General features: G+C 66.1%; 18 protein-coding genes. 9 read left to right on the plus strand and 9 right to left on the minus strand.

All coding sequences use genetic code 11. The annotated features are described in order from the left end of the window. Window positions 1-182: 182 nt before the first annotated feature. Window positions 183-1625 carry an OB-fold domain-containing protein gene (locus tag EPO55_RS03700; protein WP_296335078.1) on the minus strand — a complete coding sequence of 481 codons (1443 nt, stop codon included), beginning with the start codon at window positions 1623-1625 and terminating at the stop codon, window positions 183-185. A gap of 124 nt (window positions 1626-1749) precedes the next feature. Further along, the gene (locus tag EPO55_RS03705) at window positions 1750-2595 is read right to left on the minus strand and encodes an NUDIX hydrolase (protein ID WP_296335079.1); all 846 of its coding nucleotides are present in this window, start codon (window positions 2593-2595) and stop codon (window positions 1750-1752) included. Window positions 2596-2702: 107 nt separating this feature from the next. On the opposite strand from EPO55_RS03705, the gene EPO55_RS03710 reads away from it, so the two are divergent. Continuing rightward, window positions 2703-3281 (plus strand): HdeD family acid-resistance protein, encoded by a 579-nt coding sequence (locus EPO55_RS03710; RefSeq protein ID WP_296335080.1) that lies wholly within the window; start codon window positions 2703-2705, stop codon window positions 3279-3281. On the opposite strand, the gene EPO55_RS03715 is transcribed toward EPO55_RS03710, so the two are convergent. Then, a complete protein-coding gene (locus EPO55_RS03715; protein WP_296335081.1) occupies window positions 3282-4307 on the minus strand; it encodes an NADP-dependent oxidoreductase in 1026 nt (341 codons plus the stop codon). It abuts the gene before it with no gap. A gap of 62 nt (window positions 4308-4369) precedes the next feature. Here EPO55_RS03715 and EPO55_RS03720 point away from each other — a divergent pair, with 62 nt between their 5' ends. Genes EPO55_RS03720 through EPO55_RS03730 form a run of 3 tightly spaced genes read left to right on the plus strand, consistent with a single transcriptional unit; the run spans window position 4370 to window position 6674 of the window. Continuing rightward, the gene (locus EPO55_RS03720) at window positions 4370-5083 is read left to right on the plus strand and encodes an alpha/beta hydrolase (RefSeq protein WP_296335082.1); all 714 of its coding nucleotides are present in this window, start codon (window positions 4370-4372) and stop codon (window positions 5081-5083) included. Continuing rightward, complete coding sequence (locus tag EPO55_RS03725) at window positions 5080-5451, plus strand: DUF4406 domain-containing protein (RefSeq protein ID WP_296335083.1); 372 nt, start codon at window positions 5080-5082, stop codon at window positions 5449-5451. Before EPO55_RS03720 ends, EPO55_RS03725 begins: the two co-directional genes overlap by 4 nt. Continuing rightward, complete coding sequence (locus tag EPO55_RS03730; RefSeq protein WP_296335084.1) at window positions 5448-6674, plus strand: MFS transporter; 1227 nt, start codon at window positions 5448-5450, stop codon at window positions 6672-6674. The genes EPO55_RS03725 and EPO55_RS03730 overlap by 4 nt, the downstream gene beginning before the upstream one ends. Here the strand turns inward: EPO55_RS03730 and EPO55_RS03735 are convergent. Then, the gene (locus EPO55_RS03735; RefSeq protein ID WP_296335085.1) at window positions 6671-7414 is read right to left on the minus strand and encodes an SDR family NAD(P)-dependent oxidoreductase; all 744 of its coding nucleotides are present in this window, start codon (window positions 7412-7414) and stop codon (window positions 6671-6673) included. The genes EPO55_RS03730 and EPO55_RS03735 overlap by 4 nt on opposite strands. A 70-nt stretch (window positions 7415-7484) precedes the next feature. Between EPO55_RS03735 and EPO55_RS03740 the strand changes: the two genes are divergently transcribed. Then, the gene (locus EPO55_RS03740) at window positions 7485-7997 is read left to right on the plus strand and encodes a thioesterase family protein (protein ID WP_296335086.1); all 513 of its coding nucleotides are present in this window, start codon (window positions 7485-7487) and stop codon (window positions 7995-7997) included. 5 nt (window positions 7998-8002) lie between these two features. Next, window positions 8003-8518, plus strand: a complete 516-nt coding sequence (locus tag EPO55_RS03745) for a thioesterase family protein (protein ID WP_296335087.1) — start codon at window positions 8003-8005, stop codon at window positions 8516-8518. Here EPO55_RS03745 and EPO55_RS03750 read toward each other — a convergent pair. The 5 genes from EPO55_RS03750 to EPO55_RS03770 form a co-directional block, all read right to left on the minus strand. Then, on the minus strand, window positions 8496-9014 hold the full coding sequence (locus EPO55_RS03750) for a GNAT family N-acetyltransferase (RefSeq protein WP_296335088.1): 519 nt from the start codon (window positions 9012-9014) through the stop codon (window positions 8496-8498). The genes EPO55_RS03745 and EPO55_RS03750 overlap by 23 nt on opposite strands. Continuing rightward, window positions 9004-9234, minus strand: a complete 231-nt coding sequence (locus tag EPO55_RS03755) for a DUF2783 domain-containing protein (RefSeq protein WP_296335089.1) — start codon at window positions 9232-9234, stop codon at window positions 9004-9006. The genes EPO55_RS03750 and EPO55_RS03755 overlap by 11 nt, the downstream gene beginning before the upstream one ends. 11 nt (window positions 9235-9245) lie before the next feature. Continuing rightward, entirely contained in the window at window positions 9246-10874 is a 1629-nt protein-coding gene (locus EPO55_RS03760; protein WP_296335090.1) for an FAD-dependent oxidoreductase, read from the minus strand. 79 nt (window positions 10875-10953) lie between these two features. After that, window positions 10954-11910: an MBL fold metallo-hydrolase gene (locus tag EPO55_RS03765; RefSeq protein WP_296335091.1), complete on the minus strand. Its 957-nt coding sequence runs from the start codon at window positions 11908-11910 to the stop codon at window positions 10954-10956. Between the two features lie 100 nt (window positions 11911-12010). Then, the gene (locus EPO55_RS03770; RefSeq protein ID WP_296335092.1) at window positions 12011-13027 is read right to left on the minus strand and encodes a S1C family serine protease; all 1017 of its coding nucleotides are present in this window, start codon (window positions 13025-13027) and stop codon (window positions 12011-12013) included. A gap of 82 nt (window positions 13028-13109) precedes the next feature. Here EPO55_RS03770 and EPO55_RS03775 point away from each other — a divergent pair, with 82 nt between their 5' ends. The 3 genes from EPO55_RS03775 to EPO55_RS03785 are packed head-to-tail and all read left to right on the plus strand — an operon-like array spanning window position 13110 to window position 18443. Further along, window positions 13110-15404, plus strand: a complete 2295-nt coding sequence (locus EPO55_RS03775) for a UvrD-helicase domain-containing protein (RefSeq protein ID WP_296335093.1) — start codon at window positions 13110-13112, stop codon at window positions 15402-15404. A 25-nt stretch (window positions 15405-15429) separates the two neighbouring features. Then, entirely contained in the window at window positions 15430-16755 is a 1326-nt protein-coding gene (locus EPO55_RS03780) for an extracellular solute-binding protein (RefSeq protein WP_296335094.1), read from the plus strand. Further along, complete coding sequence (locus tag EPO55_RS03785; protein ID WP_296335095.1) at window positions 16752-18443, plus strand: iron ABC transporter permease; 1692 nt, start codon at window positions 16752-16754, stop codon at window positions 18441-18443. Before EPO55_RS03780 ends, EPO55_RS03785 begins: the two co-directional genes overlap by 4 nt.

Genomic DNA, 18443 nt, shown 5'->3' on the forward strand with positions numbered 1-18443 from the left:
TCGAGCATCAGCTCTTCGGCGCCGCTGTCCCAGCGTTCGCCGAACTTCGAGCAGCCCATGCCGAGAATTGCGACCTTGTCCTTGATGCCCCGAGCCATGGCAGGCCTCCTGATAGTGGGGTTGGAATTCTACGAGTATCTTACTCCTCTCCCCCTAGCGGGGGAGAGGAATCATGAGATCGATCAGACTGGCGCCGCCTTCCAGAAGTAACGCTTGAAGCCGCCGCGCATCTCGTCGTTGTCGCGGATACGGAACGTCATGCGCATCTTGGCACCGACCTTGACCTGATCCTTGTCGCTGTCGGTGAAGTCGGCCATGAAGCGCCCGCCCTCGGGGAAGGTGATCATGCCGTAGTAGGCCGGCGGATCCGGCGAATAGGTGAGCGAGTCGGCGGTGAACGACATCACCGCGCATTCGAGGCCGGCCATCGCGTAAGGATCCTGGCTCTCGATGGCATGACAGTTGGGATTGACGCAAACCTGGCTGCGCGGGAACTGCACCGTGCCGCAGACGCGGCATTTGCCGCCAACCAGGCCGTAGATCATGTCGCGCTTGCGCCACAGAACCGAGAGCGCGGTCTTCTTGTCGAACTCGGCGCGCATGCCCTTTTCGATCGGCAGCATGTCGTTGAAGGCGAGGAACTTCATGTAGTTCTTCTCTTCCTTGCGACGCGCCATCCAGCCCGACAGGCCCTTGCGCTTGGGCAGCTTGTCCTTCTCCGCCGTGACCTCGAAGACCAGCGTGTCGACGCCCTGGCCAAAGGCCACGACCATGATCTTGTCGCCGGCCTTGGCGCTTTCCAGCGCATCGACCAGCATGACCAGCGCGTGCGCGGCACCCGTGTCGCCGAGCGAGGCGCCCAACAGGTCGCGAACGGCGCCCTCGCCGATCCCTGCCATCTTGGCCATCAACTTGGGCACCGCCGGCATCAGGCTCGGCATGATGAAGTGGGTGATGTCGCTGCCCTTAAGATTGCAGGCGGCCAGTGCCGCCTTGATCGCCGGCGGCACAATCTTCGAGTAGCCCTCGTCGCGGATCCAACGCTCTTCCCAGCCGTAGTCGAACTCGGCCTCGTCACCGCGAAAGTGATCGACGAAGTCCATCGACACCGAATGATGGCCGACCAGTTTGGCGATCACGTTCTCTGTGCCGCACAGCAACGCCGCCGCGCCATCTCCGTAGTTGAGCTCGTTGGCCGAGGCGACGCGGGCCATGCGCTTATCGGCCGCCGCCACCAGCGACGGCGCGCCGTCCTTCGAGGCGTTGAGGCCGGCGATCAGCGCCGAAGTGCCTGCCTTCAGCGAACCACCGATGTCGGTGGCCGAAAGATTCTGCTCGACGTTGAGCGCGGTGCCGATGACGCCGGCATTCTGGCGATCCTTGAAGGGGTGCGTCGTCGAGGCGAAGTAGATATTGCGGACGTCTTCGGCCTTGTGGCTGGTCAGGCAATCACGCGACGCCTCGACCGCCATGGTGATCGAATCCTCGTCCCAGTTGGCCATCGAACGCTCACCCTTGGCGAGGCCGCGCAGGCCGGGGGCGAACCACTTGTTGGCGTCGTACGCCGCCTGACGGTTGAGGCGCAGGCGCGGCACATAGGCGCCGAAGGCGACGATTCCGACCATTCTTGTCCTTCCTCCGATTACCCGGCGGGAGCCCGCCGGCTCATGAACGCTTGTTCATTCGCTCTTAGCGCGCCGGCCCGGAGCGCGCGAGCCGGTTTTCGTCATGGCTGCCAATAGCGCGGAACTATCTTCCGGTCTGCGGAACCGCACCTGGCTGCGGCGGCATCTCGCGGACGAGATTTCGATAGCCGGCATCGGGCGGGATGTGGAGGTAGCGCTTGCCGTCCTTGGTCTCGACCCAGGGCTGGACGGTGATGACCTTGCGCTTGGCCGCCTGGGCGAGCGCGCCAGCCACGGTGCCGCCCTCGGCCAGCAGCTCGAGGTTCTTCTGCGTGGCATGGACCAGGGTGCGCCGGCCAGCCGTGGCCTCGTCGATCGCCTCCTGCGCGCCGATCCAGACCGAATCGGTCGATTCGGAGCCGTCATGCAGCGCCACCTGATCCTCCGGCGCCTCGGCCAGGAAGAACCAGGTGTCGAAGCGCTTGGGCACGAAGGTCGGCGTGATCCAGTGCGCGAAGGGCGTCATGAGTTCGGTCGCGAGTTCGAGATCCTCGGCTTCGACCAGGTCGAGGATGCTGGCCTCGTCCTTGGCGAGCTTGGCACGCCAGCGATCCTCGATCGGCTTGAGGTCGGCGGCGGCAATCAGCGCCTTCTGCCCACGCTTGCGGGCCAGCAGCACGCCGCATTCCTCGAACGCCTCGCGCACGCCGGCGATGCGGAACTTCAGTTCATCGTCACTGATCCTGTCGGGACCGCCCGAGCGGGCGCGCAGGCGCTTGTCGCCGTCGGCGTCCTCGAGCTTGCCGCCGGGGAACACGATCGCGCCGGAGAAGGAATCGATCTGGTGATGACGCACCACCATGAAGACCTCGAGCGGCGAGGAAGTGTCGCCGCGCCTGGAAGGCCGGAGCAGCAGGACTGTGGTGGCGGGGCGCGGTGGCGCCGGTTCCCTCTTGGGCGTGTCGGTCATTTGTATCCGTTGTCTCCGTGAGGCGCCGAGTTTCCCACACAACCGGCGACAGAGTCATTGGCCGAGTGTATTCTCAGCGCGTGCGTTTCGCACTGAAGGAGGACGCGATGTCCATGACGGCAGACAAATCGGGACCCCACAGCCTGGCCGACGGCCTCAAGATGCTGCGCGCCAAATGGGGATGGATCGTCGCCCTCGGCATCGTCTTCCTGATCGCCGGCGTTATTGCGCTGGGCAGCGTCGTTAGCGCCACCGAGACGGCCGTGCTGGTCGTCGGCATCATGATGCTGATGGGCGGCGCCGCCGAGATCATCGCCGCCTTCGGCGTCAAGAGCTGGGGCAAGTTCCTGTTCTGGCTGCTGCTGGGCGTGCTCTATGTCGCCGCCGGCATCATCGCCATCATGAACCCGCTGCTTGCCGCCGTTTACCTCACCCTGATGCTGGGTATCGCCCTGGCGGTCGGCGGCGTGCTCCGCATCTTCCTCGCCTTCAACATGAAGAGCGCCGGGGGACCGTGGGCCTGGGTTGCGCTGTCGGGAGTCATCACCTTCGCCCTGGGCTGCATGATCATCGCCCAGTGGCCGGCCTCGAGCCTGTTCGTGCTCGGAGTCTTCCTCGGCATCGACCTGATCTTCATCGGTGCCGGCTGGGTCACGATGGGCCTGGCGCTGAAGAAGCGGGCCTAGTTACTTCCGGGTCGGATCTTCGGCGACCTGCACCAGCAGCTTGCCGAAGTTCTTGCCTTTCAGCAGCCCCATGAAGGCCTCGGGTGCGTTCTCGATGCCCTTCACGATGTCCTCGCGATACTTGATCTTGCCGGCCTTCACCGCCGCCGGCACCTCTTTCCAGAAGCCCTCCATCTGGCCGAAGTGATCCGACACGATGAAACCCGTCACGGTGGCGCGCTTGATAAGCAGCAGGCGCCAGTCGGGACCGGGGTTCATCTGCATCTCGTTGTACTGCGAGATCAGCCCGCACAGAGGCACACGCGCGAAGTCATTGAGCTGCGGCACGACGGCCGCCTGCACCGCGCCGCCGACATTCTCGAAATAGACGTCGATGCCCTTGGGCGCCGCGGCACGGATCTCCTTGAAGAGGTTGGCGCCGGCCGCGCGATAGTCGACGCAGGCGTCGAAACCCAGGTCCTTCACGACATAGTCGCACTTGTCCTTGCCACCGGCGATGCCGACGGCGCGGCAGCCGTGCAGCCTGGCGAGCTGGCCGACCACCGAGCCGACGGCACCCGACGCTGCCGAGACGACCACGGTCTCGCCCGCCTTGGGCTTGCCGATCATCATCAGGCCCCACCAAGCGGTCATGCCGGGCATGCCGAGCACGGAGAGCGCCAGCGACAGCGGCGCCGCGTTGGGATCGAGCTTCATGCTCATCGCGCCGTCGGACACGGCATAACTCTGCCAGCCGGCATACTCGACGACGTAGTCGCCTTCCTTGAACCGGGGATTCTTGGACTTCACGACCTGGCCGACCGTGCCGCCGACCATGGCATCGCCCAGGTTGACGTTGGCGGCATAGCCCTTGGTCTCGGCCATGCGGCCGCGCATGTAGGGATCGAGCGACATCCAGATGATGCGCGAGAGATACTCGCCGTCCTTGGGTTCGGGGATCGGATGCTCGACGACGTCGAAATTGGCGTGGGTCGGTTCGCCCTCGGGGCGCGACTTCAGCAATACGCGGCGGTTGGTGGCAGCCATGGGATCCTCCTGTTTCGCCGGACGCTAGCACGCGCACGGCGATGTGCTAAGACGCGGGCGCAATGGCTACTTTCGTTTGCCTCCCCGGCGCCTGGATGGGCGCCTGGACGTGGAAATTCGTCGTCGAGCGTCTCGCCGCCGCCGGACATGACGTCCACGCCCTGCCCTTTCGCGGCGTCGGCGAACGCGCCGCCGAGCTGTCGCCGGACGTCGACAACGATGTGCTGCTGGCCGACACGATCGGCTATCTCGAGAACGAAGGCCTGCGCGATGTCGTGCTGGTCGGTCACAGCTTCGGCAGCCTGATCGCCGGCCTCGTCACCGACCGTGTGCCCGAGCGGATCGGCCATCTCGTCATCATCGACGGCGGCATCCCGACCGACGGCCAGTCGATCTTCGGCCGCATTCCGGCGGAGATCGTGGCCAAGCGGAAGAAACTGGTGAAGATCGTGAACGGCACCGAGGTATTGCCCTTCGCGCCGGTCGGCAGCCTGATCATCGACGATCCCGAGCTCGCCGCCTGGACGCACCGCCATCTCACGCCGCATCCGGTCGCCTGCTACACCAAGCCGATCCGCCTGTTCCATCCCGCCGGCAACGGCCGGCCGATGACCTACATAGCCTGCACCAAGCCACGCTATCCGGTGTCGGCCGGCATGCATGAGAAGGTGCAGACGATGCCGCACATCCGCTTCAGGCCGATCGAGGCCGGCCACAACTGCATCCTCTCCGCGCCCGACCTGGTGGCGCGCGAGTTGCTGGAGATCCCGCAATGAGCGCGCAGATGATGATCCTGGTCGCCGGGCCCTATCGATCCGGCACCAACGACGATCCCGTCCTGATCCAGCGCAATGTCGATGCCATGGAGGACACGGCATTGGCCGTCTTCCGGCTCGGCCATCTGCCGGTCCTTGGCGAATGGTTCGCTTTGCCGCTCCTGAAGCACGCGGGCTCGAAGAAGATCGGCGACGCCGTGTTCGACGAGATCTTCCATCCCATTGCCCGCGAGCTGATCGGCAAGTGCGACGCCGTGCTGCGCATCGGCGGCCCGTCGACCGGCGCCGACGACATGGTCGCAACGGGCGAACGTCTCGGAAAGCGCATCTTCCGCGATCCGTCGGAGATTCCGGAGCGCCCCCGATGAGCTGGCGCAACGACCCCCTGGTCATCTCCGTCAATGCGCTGGGCATCACCCAGATCACGGCCTGGGGCACGAGCTATTACTGCCTGGGCGTTCTGGCCAAGCCGATCGCGGCCGAGACCGGGTGGAGCATCAGCACGATCTTCCTCGGCTTCAGCGTCGCGCTGGTGACGATGGGCCTGATCTCGACCTGGGTCGGGCGGCTGATCGACCGCATCGGCGCCCGCTCGGTGATGTCCATCGGTACCGTCATCGTGTCCATCGGTCTGCTCGGCCTGTCCCAGGTTGGTGACGTCGCCTCCTATATGGTGGCCTGGCTGGTGATCGGGGTGGGCATGCGCTGCTGCCTCTACGACGCGGCGTTCGCTGCCCTGGTGCAGGCCGTGCCGAGCCGCGGGCGGGCTGCCATCTCCTACCTCACCCTCTACGGCGCCTACGCCTCGACGGTTTTCTGGGTGATCGGCCATTACCTCAACGAGGCCTACGGCTGGCGCGGGACGCTGCTGATCTTCGCCGCCATCAACCTCGTCGTTTGCCTGCCGCTCAACTGGCTCGGCCTCTCGCGCCGCGAGTCCACGATGGACGCCGCGGCGGCAAAGGCGCCCGAAAGAGCGCAGGACGGCCCGGCACTGGAAGGGCGGCGACGCAAGGTCGGCATCGCCCTGTTCGCCCTCATCATGTCGCTCAACGGGTTCGTGTTCGGCGTCGTGTCGCTGCAGCTCGTGCCGCTGCTCGAAGCCGCGGGCCTGGCCGGCGCCGCGGCGGTGTGGGTCGCATCGCTCAAAGGCCACGGCCAGTTCGGCGGCCGTCTGGTCGAGATCTTCTTCGGAAAGAACCTCAAGGCCATGACCGTGGCGCGCATCGCCATCGGCGTCCTGCCGCCAGCGCTGCTGTTGCTCATGCTGGCGCGCGGCGAGTTCTGGCTGCTCGTCACCTTCACCCTGCTGCTGGGAGCCTCGCAAGGTGTGATCACGATCGTACGCGGCGCCGTGCCGCTCGCCCTGTTCGGCACCCAGGGCTACGGCGCGGTGCTGGGGCTGATCGCGACGCCGATCCTGCTGGTCAATGCCTTCTCGCCGGCGCTGTTCGCGCTGATCGTCGATCTGGTCGGCTGGCAGAATGCGCTGTACGCGCTGCTCGCCAGCTCGATCCTGACCTGGCTCGCCATCGAGCTGATGTCGCGCTGGTACGAGGGCGCGCGGACGGGCAAGCCGGTGGCGGGCTAGAAGGTCTCCTTGTAGGGCCGGATATCGAGCTCGTGCGTCCAGGCGCTGCGCGGCTGGCGATGGATATGCCAGTAATTCTCGACGATCGCCTCGATGCCCAGCAGCCCGTCGGGGCCGGCCTTCTCCTTGCGGTCGGGCATGCGCGACAGCAGCCGCTCGCCCTCGATGCCGCCGTCGATGATGACGTGCGCGACGTGGAGGCCCTGCGGGCCGAACTCGCGCGCCATCGACTGCACCATGAGGCGGAGTCCACCCTTGGTGGCGTTGAAGGCGGCAAAGCGCGGCCGGCCGCGCAGCGAGCCCGAGGCGCCGGTGAAGATCACCGTGCCGCGGCCGAGCGGCGCCAGCCGGCGCGCCGCCTCGCGGGCGAAGAGGAAGCCGGCAAAGCAGCCGACCCGCCAGGAGTCCTCGAAATGCTGCGCCGTCATCTCGCGGAAATCGACGGCCTGGTTGTTGCCCATATTGAACACCAGCAGGTCGGCCGGCGCTCCCTCGGCATCGTCGGCCATGGCGCGGTCGAACAGGGCAACGACGTCGGCTTCTTTCGTGCCATCGGTCACGACGGCGGTTGCCGAGCCGCCTGAGGCACGAACAGCCTCGGCGACCTTCTCGATCTTGGCCGCCGTACGTCCGGCGACCAGCACGTGATAACCCTCTTTCGCAAAGCGGCGGCTGAGGCCCGCACCCACGCCGCGTTCCGCTCCGACACCCAGGACCACGGCTTTCGGCTTCTTGGCCATGCAGACTCTCCTTGAAACGATGTGAAGAGAACTTGCGGTGCAGAGGGCCCTTTCGCTACGGTCCGCCCGCATGAAATTAGCTCCGTACCCCATGATCGAACTCGATCCTGGCGCCCCCCTCGACCGCCACCGCGCCACGGTGAAATCCGAGTGGATCGACTGGAATGGCCACATGAACGTGGGCTACTACGTCGTGGCCTTCGACCAGGCGACCGACACGCTCTGCCAGCAGTTCGGCTGTGGCTTCGAGTACACCCGCGACAAGATCGGCATGACCTTCGTGCTGGAAGCCCACGTCACCTACGACCGCGAGGTCAAGGAGGGCGACGAACTACGTGTCACCACCCAGATTCTCGACCACGACGCCAAGCGCCTGCACTACATCCACGCCATGTATCACGCCGGCGAAGGCTATCTCGCCGCCACCAACGAGCTGATGCTGATGAACATCGACTATGCGAGCCGCCGCTCCGCACCGTGGCCCGACTTCGCCCTCGAGCGGATCGAGAAGATGGCGGCGGCGCATGCGGCCCTGCCCAAACCGAAACAGGCCGGCCGACTCATCGGCATCAAGAAGAAGTAGAGTACATGCTCGATTCACTGCCTTACGAACTGCCCGACCTCGTCACCTCAGCGCCGCTCGACACCCACCGCTCCACCGTGCTGCCGGAATGGGTCGACTGGAACGGCCATATGAACGTGGCCTTCTATGTCACGGCGTTCGACCAGGCGTCCGGCGCCTTCATGCGCAACATGGGTCTCGGCCGCCGCTACGTCGACGGCAAGCTGGGCATGACCTTCGTGCTCGAAACCCATGTCACCTACGACCGCGAGATGAAGGAAGGCGCGCCTATGCGCTTCGCCACCCAGCTCCTCGAGCGCGACGCCAAGAAGGTCCATCTCTTCCACGAGATGTTCCATGCCGAGCAGGGCTACCTGGCAGCAACCAACGAAACCATCGTCATGAACATCGACTACGCCTCGCGCCGCTCCGCGCCCTGGCCGGTGCCGGTGGCCGAACGGCTGGAGACCTTGTGGGCGACGCACCGCCTGCTGCCCAAGCCGGCCAAGGCCGGCCGGGTCATGGGTCTTTCGAAGAAATAGAGGGCGAAGAAGTGGCGAGCTTCGCCAGCGCCTCGCCACTCAGCCGATAGGGCAGCCAGTTGCGGATCCAGCGGAAGCCCATGCGCTCGTAGAAGCCGCGCGCCGGATTCCAGTCGAGCACATTGAGGTCGATGCGCTTGAAGCCGTTGGCGGCGCACTCGCGTGCCAGCGCCACCATCAGCGCCCGCGCGACGCCGCCGCGGCGCTCTTCCGGCACGACCCAGATATCTTCGATAAAAATGCCACGCGCCGCGGTCCAGACGGAATAGTTGAAGGTATAGAGCGCGAAACCCACCGGTGTGCCGCCGCGCTCGGCGATCAGGGCCGCGAACTTCGGATCGACACCGAAGCCGTCGCGGGCCAAGGTCTGCGGCGTCGAGGTGACGGCATCGGGCTCGTCCTCGTAGGTCGCGAGGTCGATCGAGAAGCGATGAAGGAGATCGACATCGTCTACGGTCGCCGGCCGAACGACGACCGACGCAGGCTTAGCTGGCACGAGAACCTCCATTCAACGACAGACGGGCGGCCGCCAAGGCCTCGCGGATGACGTCGGCGTCGCCGACGTGATTGACGAGCAACAGGATCAGCCCGGCGTCGAAAGCCCGGCACTGCTCGTCGTCAAGATTCCTGTGGGCATCGACAATGGCGTTGTAGACCTCGTCGGGCCGCGCGAGGTTGAGCGTACGCCGAAGCGCGCCGGAAGCCCCATCCGCCATTGTCCTCTCCCTCAACCGTGGCCGGTCGCGCGCCGCAGCGCCGTCGCCAGCTCCCTCGCATCGGGCCGCCGCCAGCGCGCCGCGACATAGCGGTCCGGGCGAATCAGATAGGCCGTCCCGGCCCGGCCATCGTAGCGCTGCCGCAGCAGCCCATCGCGATCGTGCAACGCGGTCCAGCCGGCCGGTGCCGCACTCCCGCGTGCGACCATCAGGCCGGCGACGCCTTCCGGCAGGCCGGGCAGGTCGGCGGCGCGCGGGGCGAAGGACATCAGCGTGAATTCCTGCCCGACATGATCGACCAGGAAGCCGCCCGCGCCGTTGACAACCGGAGCGTCGACCATCGCCGAACCCGGTGCCGGCCCCCGCAGCCAGTCGCTGTCGCCATCCGGCGTGTCGAGCGGCGATCCGGGCTGAACGGTCGGTACCGACAAGCGGCCGCTGTTCACCAGGGTACGGGCGAACGGGAAGTCACGGGCCAATGCCAGCGTGGCGTCGCGAAAAGCACGCGATGCCGGGAATTTCGGCGTGATGAAGTCGGTGCTGCGTGTCGAATTCAGGATGTTCTCCCGGGCGGCGGCGCGGCGTTCGCTGCAGTAGCTGTCGAGCAGCGAGGCCGGCGAGCTGCCCGCGAGCACGCGCGCCAGCTTCCAGGCGAGGTTGTCGACGTCGGCCACCGCCGCGTTGCCGCCGCGGGCGCCGAATGGCGAGACGACATGGGCGGCATCGCCGGCGAAGATCACCCTGCCCTCGGCGAAGCGCTCCATCATGCGGCAGGTGAAGGTATAGACACTGGTCCATTCGTGCTCCCAGGTGGCGTCGGGACCGAACATCTGACGCAGGCGACGGTCGACATTCTCCGGCTTCTTCTCTTCTTCCGGATCGGCATCGCGGCCGAGCTGGAAGTCGACACGCAGCACATTGTCGGCCTGGCGGTGCAGCAGTACCGAATTGGTCGGGTGAAACGGCGGGTAGAACCAGAAGCGCCGCTCCTTCGGTAGTTCGCTGGTGAAGCGAATGTCGGCGATCAGGAACTGGTCGTGAAAGACCTCGCCGGGAAAGGGCAGGTCGAGCAGGTGCCGCACCGCGCTGCGCACGCCGTCGCAGGCGACCAGCCATTCGGCTTCGAGCGCATAGCGGCCGTCCGGCGTCTCGATATCGAGCGACACCGACTCCGGGCCAGGGCGAATGCCCACGACCTTGTTGCAGAAACGCAGGTCGATCAGTTTCTCTTCCAGGCAGCGATCGAAGAGATATTCCTCAACGTAGTACTGCTGCAGATTCACGAACGCCGGGAATTTATGGCCGGGCTCGGGCGCCAGGTTGAAGTGGTAGATCGGCCTGTCCTGGAGATAGACCTCGCCCTGTTCCCAGGTGATGCCCTTGTCGACCATGCGCCGGGCGATGCCGAAGCGGTCCCAGATTTCCAGGCTGTGCTTGGCCTGGCAGATCGACCGGCTGCCGTTGCTGACCGTGTCGTCCTCGTCGAGCAGCACCGACGCCACGCCGCGCGCCGCGAGAGCCAGCGCCAGCGTCGGACCGGCAAGCCCCGCACCCACGATCACGACCTGACGGCGCTTGCCCTTGCCGTCCAGTTCTGGCGGTCGTCGATAAGGATAGTGGCGGTACTGGTACGAACTCATCGGAGCGCGCCACTCCAGTGGCGCTCAAGGTCATGCGGAAGATGCGCCACTGGAGTGGCGCGCTCCCATGACGACATGATCAGCCCGCCTTTTCCAGCGCCGCCCACATCTCGATGTCGCGCTCGGCGGTCCAGATGCGCGGATGGTCGAGGCCCTTGGCCTCGTCGTAGGCGCGCGACACGTCGAACGGCATGCAGTGCTCGAAGATCACCCAGTTGCCGTAGCGCGGCTGCAGCGCTGCCATCGCCTTGTCATAGGCATCCTTCAGCGAATCTCCGGCCTCCGCACTGGCCGATACGGCCTTGTAGAGATCGGCCAGGAACCCTTGCGTGCCGGCGATGCCCTCTTCCACGGCACCCTCGCCGATCAGCGCATCGCCGCGCCCCGGCACCAGCGCCTCGGCCTTGAGATCGCGCAGCTTCTGCAGCGTCTCGGGCCAGTCCTTGTAGTGTGCATCTCCACAATAGGGCGTGGCGCCGTACTCGACGAGGTCGCCGCTGAACAGCGTGCGCTCCTCGGGCAACCAGACGATCGTGTCACCCTTGGTATGGCCGCGCCCGGCATGGATGATGTCGACCTGCAGCTTGCCCAACCACAGGGTCATGCGGTCGTTGAAGGTGATTGTGGGCCACGTGAGGCCGGGAATGGTCTCCGCCGCCTGGAACAGCCGCGGGAAGCGCTGGAGCTCGGATTTGTAGTCCTGGGCACCGCGCTCGACGATCATCTCCCGCGTCGCCTCGCTGCAGATGATGTGCTCGGGATTGTAGCCGCTGGCGCCCAGCACGCGGACTGCATGGTAGTGCGACAGCACCACGTATTTGATCGGCTTGTCGGTGACGGTGCGGATGCGCTCGATTACCTGCTCCGCCATCTTCGGCGTCGCCTGGGCATCGATCACCATCACGGCATCGTCGCCGACCACGATTCCGGTGTTGGGATCGCCCTCGGCCGTGAACGCATAGGCGTGCTCGGACAGGCGACTGAAAGTGATCTTCTTGTCCACCATGTCCGCCTGCGAGGCGAAGGCCCTGGCCATTGGTGTATCTCCTTGCGCTTTCGATGCTTGCAAGGAACCTATGCAGCGCGCGCGGCTCAAGTCAAAGCGCGACGCGCCGGACTATTCACAGGGCGGAGTATCAGTCCGACCCGTACTTGTGATAGCGACCCCGGTCGCCCGAACGGACCGCGACCTCGAAGGAGTCGTTGTCGCGCTCCATGCGCAGCCTGATCGTCGTGCCGGCGGGGCCGCTTTCCCACAGCTTGCGGTAGAAGTCGGCAACGTCGTCCAGCACCTCGTCGTTCAGGGCATGCAGGATATCGCCGCGCTGCAGGCCGGCACGATCGGCCGGCCCACCGTCGGAAATGCCGCCGATCACGAGCTGGCCCATGTGCTCGACGGTATAGATCCCGAGCCAGGGCCGAGGCGGTGTCGACAGCCGGCCATTGGCGACCAGTTCGGAGAAGATCGGCTTCAGCCGGTTGATCGGCACGTACATGTTGCCGGGAAAAGCCGGCGCACCCGGGCCCAGCGCTTCCTGCACCAGCAGCGAACCGACGCCCAGCAGTGCGCCGTCGGCGCCGACCAGCGCCGATCCGCCCCACAGTGGATAGGCGGGGACGGTGAAGATCGCGTTGTCGAGCAGGTATTCCCAGTAGCCCGCGAACTCGCGGCGGCTGGCAACCTTGACCTTGAGCGTCGCCTTCTCGCCGCCATAGCCCACGACGACGGCCTCGCTACGCAGCGACAGCGCGTCGGAATCGCCGAACCGCATCGGCTTGACGGGCAGCGGCGCGTCGGCGCGCACAAGCCCGAAGCCGCTTTCATAGTCGTAGCCCACGATATGGGCCGGCCACTCGACGCCCTCGATGTCGGTGATGGTGACGGTGTCGGCTTCCATGATCAGGTAGCCGATGGTGACGATCAGGCCTTCGTGGTCGATCACGATGCCGTGGCCTTCACGTTCGGAGCCGAGCGTCTGGGCCGAGCGGCGGTTCTCGGGAATGGTGGTCTTGAGCCCGACGACGGCGGGCAACACTTCGGCGATGGCCAGCGGCACGTTGGACGAGTGCCCGGGAATCCGCGCCTCGACGCCTTCTTGGCCGGTCGGCCAGTGTCCTGTGCCGTTCGAGGAACCGTTCAACCCTCGGGCCATTCGTACACCCCTAAATTTACAGTGGGCGCGTCCACAGTCAGGAAGATAGGCGTCTGCCGCGCCGATTGCTATATGACGGTGCATGGCGCCCCCCGCCGACCCGTTCGAAATCACCGACGATCCCGCCCCGGCCCAGCCCGAGCCGGCGCGCCGCGCCGTTGCGTCCACGGCCCATCTCGACGGGCTGAACGAGGAGCAGCGGGTGGCCGTGACCCACCAGGGCGGGCCGCTGCTGGTGCTGGCCGGCGCCGGCACCGGCAAGACCCGGGTGCTCACCTCGCGGATCGCCCACCTCCTGATCACCGGCCGGGCACGGACCTCGCAGATCCTGGCGGTCACCTTCACCAACAAGGCAGCGCGCGAAATGCTCGACCGCGTGGCGAGCCTGATCGGCGGTGCGGCCGACGGCATGTGGCTCGGCACCTTCCACGCCATCGGCGTGCGCGTGCTGCGCCGCCATGCCGAGCTGGTGGGACTCAAGAGCAATTTCACCATCCTCGACACCGACGACCAGACCCGGCTGATCAAGCAGCTGCTGCAGGCCGAGGGCATCGACGACAAGAAATGGCCGGCGCGGGTGCTGAGCGGCATCATCCAGCGCTGGAAGGACCGGGCGCTGACGCCCGACAAGGTCTCGGGCGACGAGGCCGGCGAGTTCGCCGGCGGCAAGGCGGCCGAGATCTATCGCCAGTACCAGGAGCGCCTCGCCGAGGTGAATGCCGTCGATTTCGGCGACCTCGTCATGCATTGCGTCACCCTGTGGCAGAAGCACCCCGACGTGTTGGCGACATACCATCGCCGCTTCCGCCACATCCTGGTCGACGAATACCAGGACACCAACGTGGCGCAGTATCTGTGGCTCCGGCTGCTGGCGCAGGGCACCGAGGACGTCTGCTGCGTCGGCGACGACGATCAGTCGATCTACGGCTGGCGCGGCGCCGAGGTCGGCAACATCCTGCGCTTCGAGAAGGATTTCCCCGGCGCCACCATCGTTCGGCTGGAGCGCAACTACCGCTCGACGCCGCATATCCTGGCTGCCGCCTCGCACCTCATCTCCCACAACGAGGGCCGCCTCGGAAAGACGCTGTGGACGGAGATGAAGGAAGGCGAACGCATCGCGGTGCGCGGCGTGTGGGACGGCGACGAGGAAGCCCGCGGCATCGGCGAGGAGATCGAGGCGTTGCAGCGCGACAAGCACAAGCTGGCGCAGATCGCCATCCTGGTGCGTGCCGGCTTCCAGACCCGTGAGTTCGAGGAACGCTTCATCACCATGGGCCTGCCCTACCGCGTGATCGGCGGCCCACGCTTCTACGAGCGCCAGGAGATCCGCGACGCGCTGGCCTACTGCCGGGTCACCGTGCAGCACGACGACGACCTCGCCTTCGAGCGCATCTACAACACACCGCGCCGGGGCCTGGGCGAATCGGCGCTACGCACGCTGCGGCAGATCCAGCGCAGCCAGAAGATCTCGTTGTTCGAGGCCACCCGGCGCGCGCTCGAGACCGACGAACTGAAGGCCCGGCCGCGCAAGTCGCTGGGCGACCTGATCCGCAACTTCGAGCGCTGGCGGGCCATGCTCGACGGCATGAGCCACGTCGAGGTGGTCGAGACCCTGCTCGACGAGTCTGGCTATACCGACATGCTGCGGCTCGACCGCTCGGTCGAAGCCGAGGGCCGGCTGGAGAATCTGAAGGAACTGACCAACGCCCTGCAGGAATTCGACTCGCTGCCGGCCTTCCTCGAGCACGTGGCCCTGCTGACCGACATGGCTGACCGCAGCGACACCGACATGGTGAGCCTCATGACGCTCCACGCCGCCAAGGGTCTGGAGTTCGACACCGTGTTCCTGCCGGGCTGGGAGGAAGGCCTGTTTCCCAACCAGCGCGCGCTCGACGACAAGGGGCTGGCCGGGCTCGAGGAAGAACGGCGCCTGGCCTATGTCGGCCTGACACGCGCGCGCAAGCGGGCCTATGTCTCTTTTGCCGCCAATCGGCGCATCTTCAATCAGTGGCAGGCTGCCATCCCGTCACGTTTCCTGCGCGAACTGCCGACCGGCCACCTCGCCGAGAGCAGCGACGCCGGCCTCTACGCCACCTACTCGGCCGGGCATCACGGCGGCCTGCGCGACCAGGCGAGCGGCTTCGACTACGAGAACCTCGGCACCGGCGGCGCCAGGCGCACGCGCTATCGCGACGAGACGTTCGACGATCGCCGCGCGGTCGAGGGCGACAAGCCCGACCTCGGCGTCGGCCAACGCGTGTTCCACCAGAAGTTCGGCTACGGCCGCATCGTCGCCGTCGACGGCAACAAGCTCGACATCGATTTCGAAAAGGCCGGCCCCAAGAAAGTGCTCGACAGCTTCATCGAAGCCGCCTGATCAAGATATGTACGGGAGAAACATCATGGTCCGTCTGTCCACCTTCACTGTGGGCCTCACCCTCGGCCTCATCCTCGCCGCCGGCGCCGCGTTCGCGCAGACCGGCAAAGTGACGGTCGTCACCTCTTTCTCCAAGGACGTGACCGATCCGCTCAAGAAGGCCTTCGAGAAGGCTGTGCCTGGCGCCACGCTCGAAGTGCAGAACCGCAACACCAATGCCGGCGTGAAGTTCGTCGAGGAGACCAAGGCCAACAACCAGGTCGACCTGTTCTGGGCCTCGGCGCCCGACGCCTTCGAGGTGCTGAAGGCTAAGAAACTGCTCAGCCCCTACAAGCCCAAGGCCGCGGGCATCGCCGAGAAGGTCGGCTCCTATCCGGTGAACGACAAGGACGGCTTCTATTCCGGCTTCGCCGCCTCGGGCTACGGCATCATGTGGAACGAGCGCTACGTGAAGGCCAACAAGCTGCCGACGCCCAAGGAGTGGCAGGACCTCACCACCGCACCCTACTTCGACCATGTCTCGATCTCGGCGCCCTCGCGCTCGGGGACGACACATCTCACCATCGAGACCATCCTGCAGGGCGAAGGCTGGGACAAAGGCTGGCGCACCACCAAGGAGATCTCGGGCAACCTGCGGCAGGTGACGGACCGGTCGTTCGGCGTGCCGGAGGCCGTCAACTCGGGCCAGGTCGGCTACGGCATCGTGATCGACTTCTTCGCCTTCTCCTCCCAGGGTGCGGGCTTCCCGGTAAAGTTCGTCTATCCCTCGGTGACAACGCTGGTGCCGGCCAATGTCGGCATTGTTGCCAACGCCCCCAACAAGGCGGGCGCCGAGGCCTTCATCGAGTTCCTGCTCTCGCCCACCGGCCAGGAGGCGCTGCTCGAGCCCACGATCCGCCGCCTGCCGGTCCGGCCCGAGACCTATGCCAAGGCGCCGGCCGACTATCCCAATCCCTTCAAGGACAAGAATCTGCAGGGACTGCTCACCTTCAACGCCGAACTGTCCGAGAGCCGCAGCGCAGCGGTCGACACGCTGTTCGACCAGCTCATCACCTTCCAGCTCGAGCCGCTGAAGGCCGCGACCAAGGCGCTGCACGAGGTCGACGCGGCGCTGGCCAAGAAGGACAACGCCCAGGCCCGCGCCCTCGCCAAGGAGGCCCGAGACCTGATCGCTGTCATGCCCATCACCGCGGCACAGGCCGCTTCGCCCGAGATTCGCGCCGCCTTCAGTGGCGGCAAGGAGAAGTCGGCGCGCCAGGCCGAACTCGAGCAGCAGTGGGCGGCCTTCGCCAAGGAGAAGTACGCCGCCGCCAAGGCCAAGGCCGACGAGGCGCTGAAGCTCGCCCGTTGAGGACCCTCGCGGGCACGCGGTCGCTCGGCCAGGCCGCCCTGGCCCTGGCGATCGCACTTTTCCTCGGACTGTTCCTGGTCGTGCCGGTGACGACGGTGATCTATGTCGCCTTCACCGAGAAGGGCGGCGGCGCGCTGACGCTGATCAACTTCCTCGACTTCGCGCGCACCGAGCTGTTCGTGCGCTCGTTCTGGAACTCGGTCTACGTGTCGGCGATGACCGTGGTGTGGGCCTCGGCGCTCGCGCTGCCCCTTGCCTACCTGACGACGCGTTTCGAGTTTCGCGGCGCCATGCTGGTGCAGACCCTGGGCTTCCTGCCCCTGGTCATGCCGCCCTTCGTCGGTGCCGTCGCCATGCAGCTCCTGTTCGGCCGCAACGGCAGCGTGAACCTGCTGCTCGACGAGTGGTTCGGTTTCAAGATCGGCTTCATGGAAGGGCTGAACGGCGTCATCTTCCTGCAGGCCATCCACTATTTTCCCTTCATCCTGGTCAATCTCTCGGCGGCGCTGCGCAACATCGACCGCTCCATGGAGGAAGCGGCACAGAATCTCGGGTCGCACGGGCTCAGGCTGTTTCGCCGCATCGCCCTGCCGCTCGCCCTGCCCGGCTACATCGCCGGCGCCAGCCTGGTGTTCGTGAAAGTGTTCGACGACGTGGCGACGCCGCTGCTTCTCAACGTCAAGGAGATGCTGGCGCCGCAGGCCTACCTGCGCATCACCTCGATCGGCATTGACGATCCGATGGGCTATGTCATTTCCGTGGTGCTGATCGGTGTTGCCGTCGCCACCATGTGGGCCTCGGCGCTGGTGCTGAAGGGCAAGGACTACGCCACCACCCAGCGCGGCGGCGGCGGCCTCGCCCGGCGCAAGCTCAAGCCGCGCGAGTCGTTCCTGGCCTATGCCGTGGTGATCCTGATCCTGGCGCTGGTGCTTGCGCCGCACGTCGGTCTGCTGCTGCTGTCGTTCGCCACCGTGTGGTCGTTCAGCCCGCTGCCCGACGGTTACACCCTCGCCCACTACGCCCGCGTGCTGGGCGACAGTTCGGTCTACATCAAGAACACGCTGCTTTACTCGAGCCTCGCCGCGGGAATCGACATCGTGATCGGCGGCGCCATCGCATACCTGGTGCTGCGCACCAAGTTGGCCGGCCGGCAATGGCTCGACTGGGCGGCCAGCACCGCACTCGCCGTGCCCGGCATCGTACTGGGCATCGGTTATCTGCGCGCCTTCTACGGTGTGAAATTGCCCGACGGCACCCCGCTCGCCACCCTGTGGATCGTGATCGTGCTGGCGATCGCCATCCGGCGCCTGCCCTACGCCTTGCGCGCCGCCTACGCCGCCCTGCAGCAGATCTCGGTATCGCTCGAGGAGGCGGCGGAAAATCTCGGCGCTACCAAGGCACGCACGGTGCGGCGCGTCGTGATCCCGCTGATGACCGGCGGACTTCTCGCGGGCTTCGTCACCAGCTTCGCCACTGCCGCGGTCGAACTCTCCGCGGTGCTCATGCTGGTGCAGTCCAACTCCGACGCGCCGCTGGCCTACGGCCTCTATGTCCTGATGCAGACGCCGGCCGGACGCGGCGCGGGGGCGGCATTGGGCGTGATCGCCGTGGTCATCGTTGCGATCTGTATGGGCTTGGCTCAACTCGCCGCCGACCGCTCGCAACGCGTGCGCGGCCTCGATATATGA

Source organism: Reyranella sp., from assembly GCF_004296935.1.
In the GTDB taxonomy this organism is placed as follows: Bacteria; Pseudomonadota; Alphaproteobacteria; order Reyranellales; family Reyranellaceae; genus Reyranella.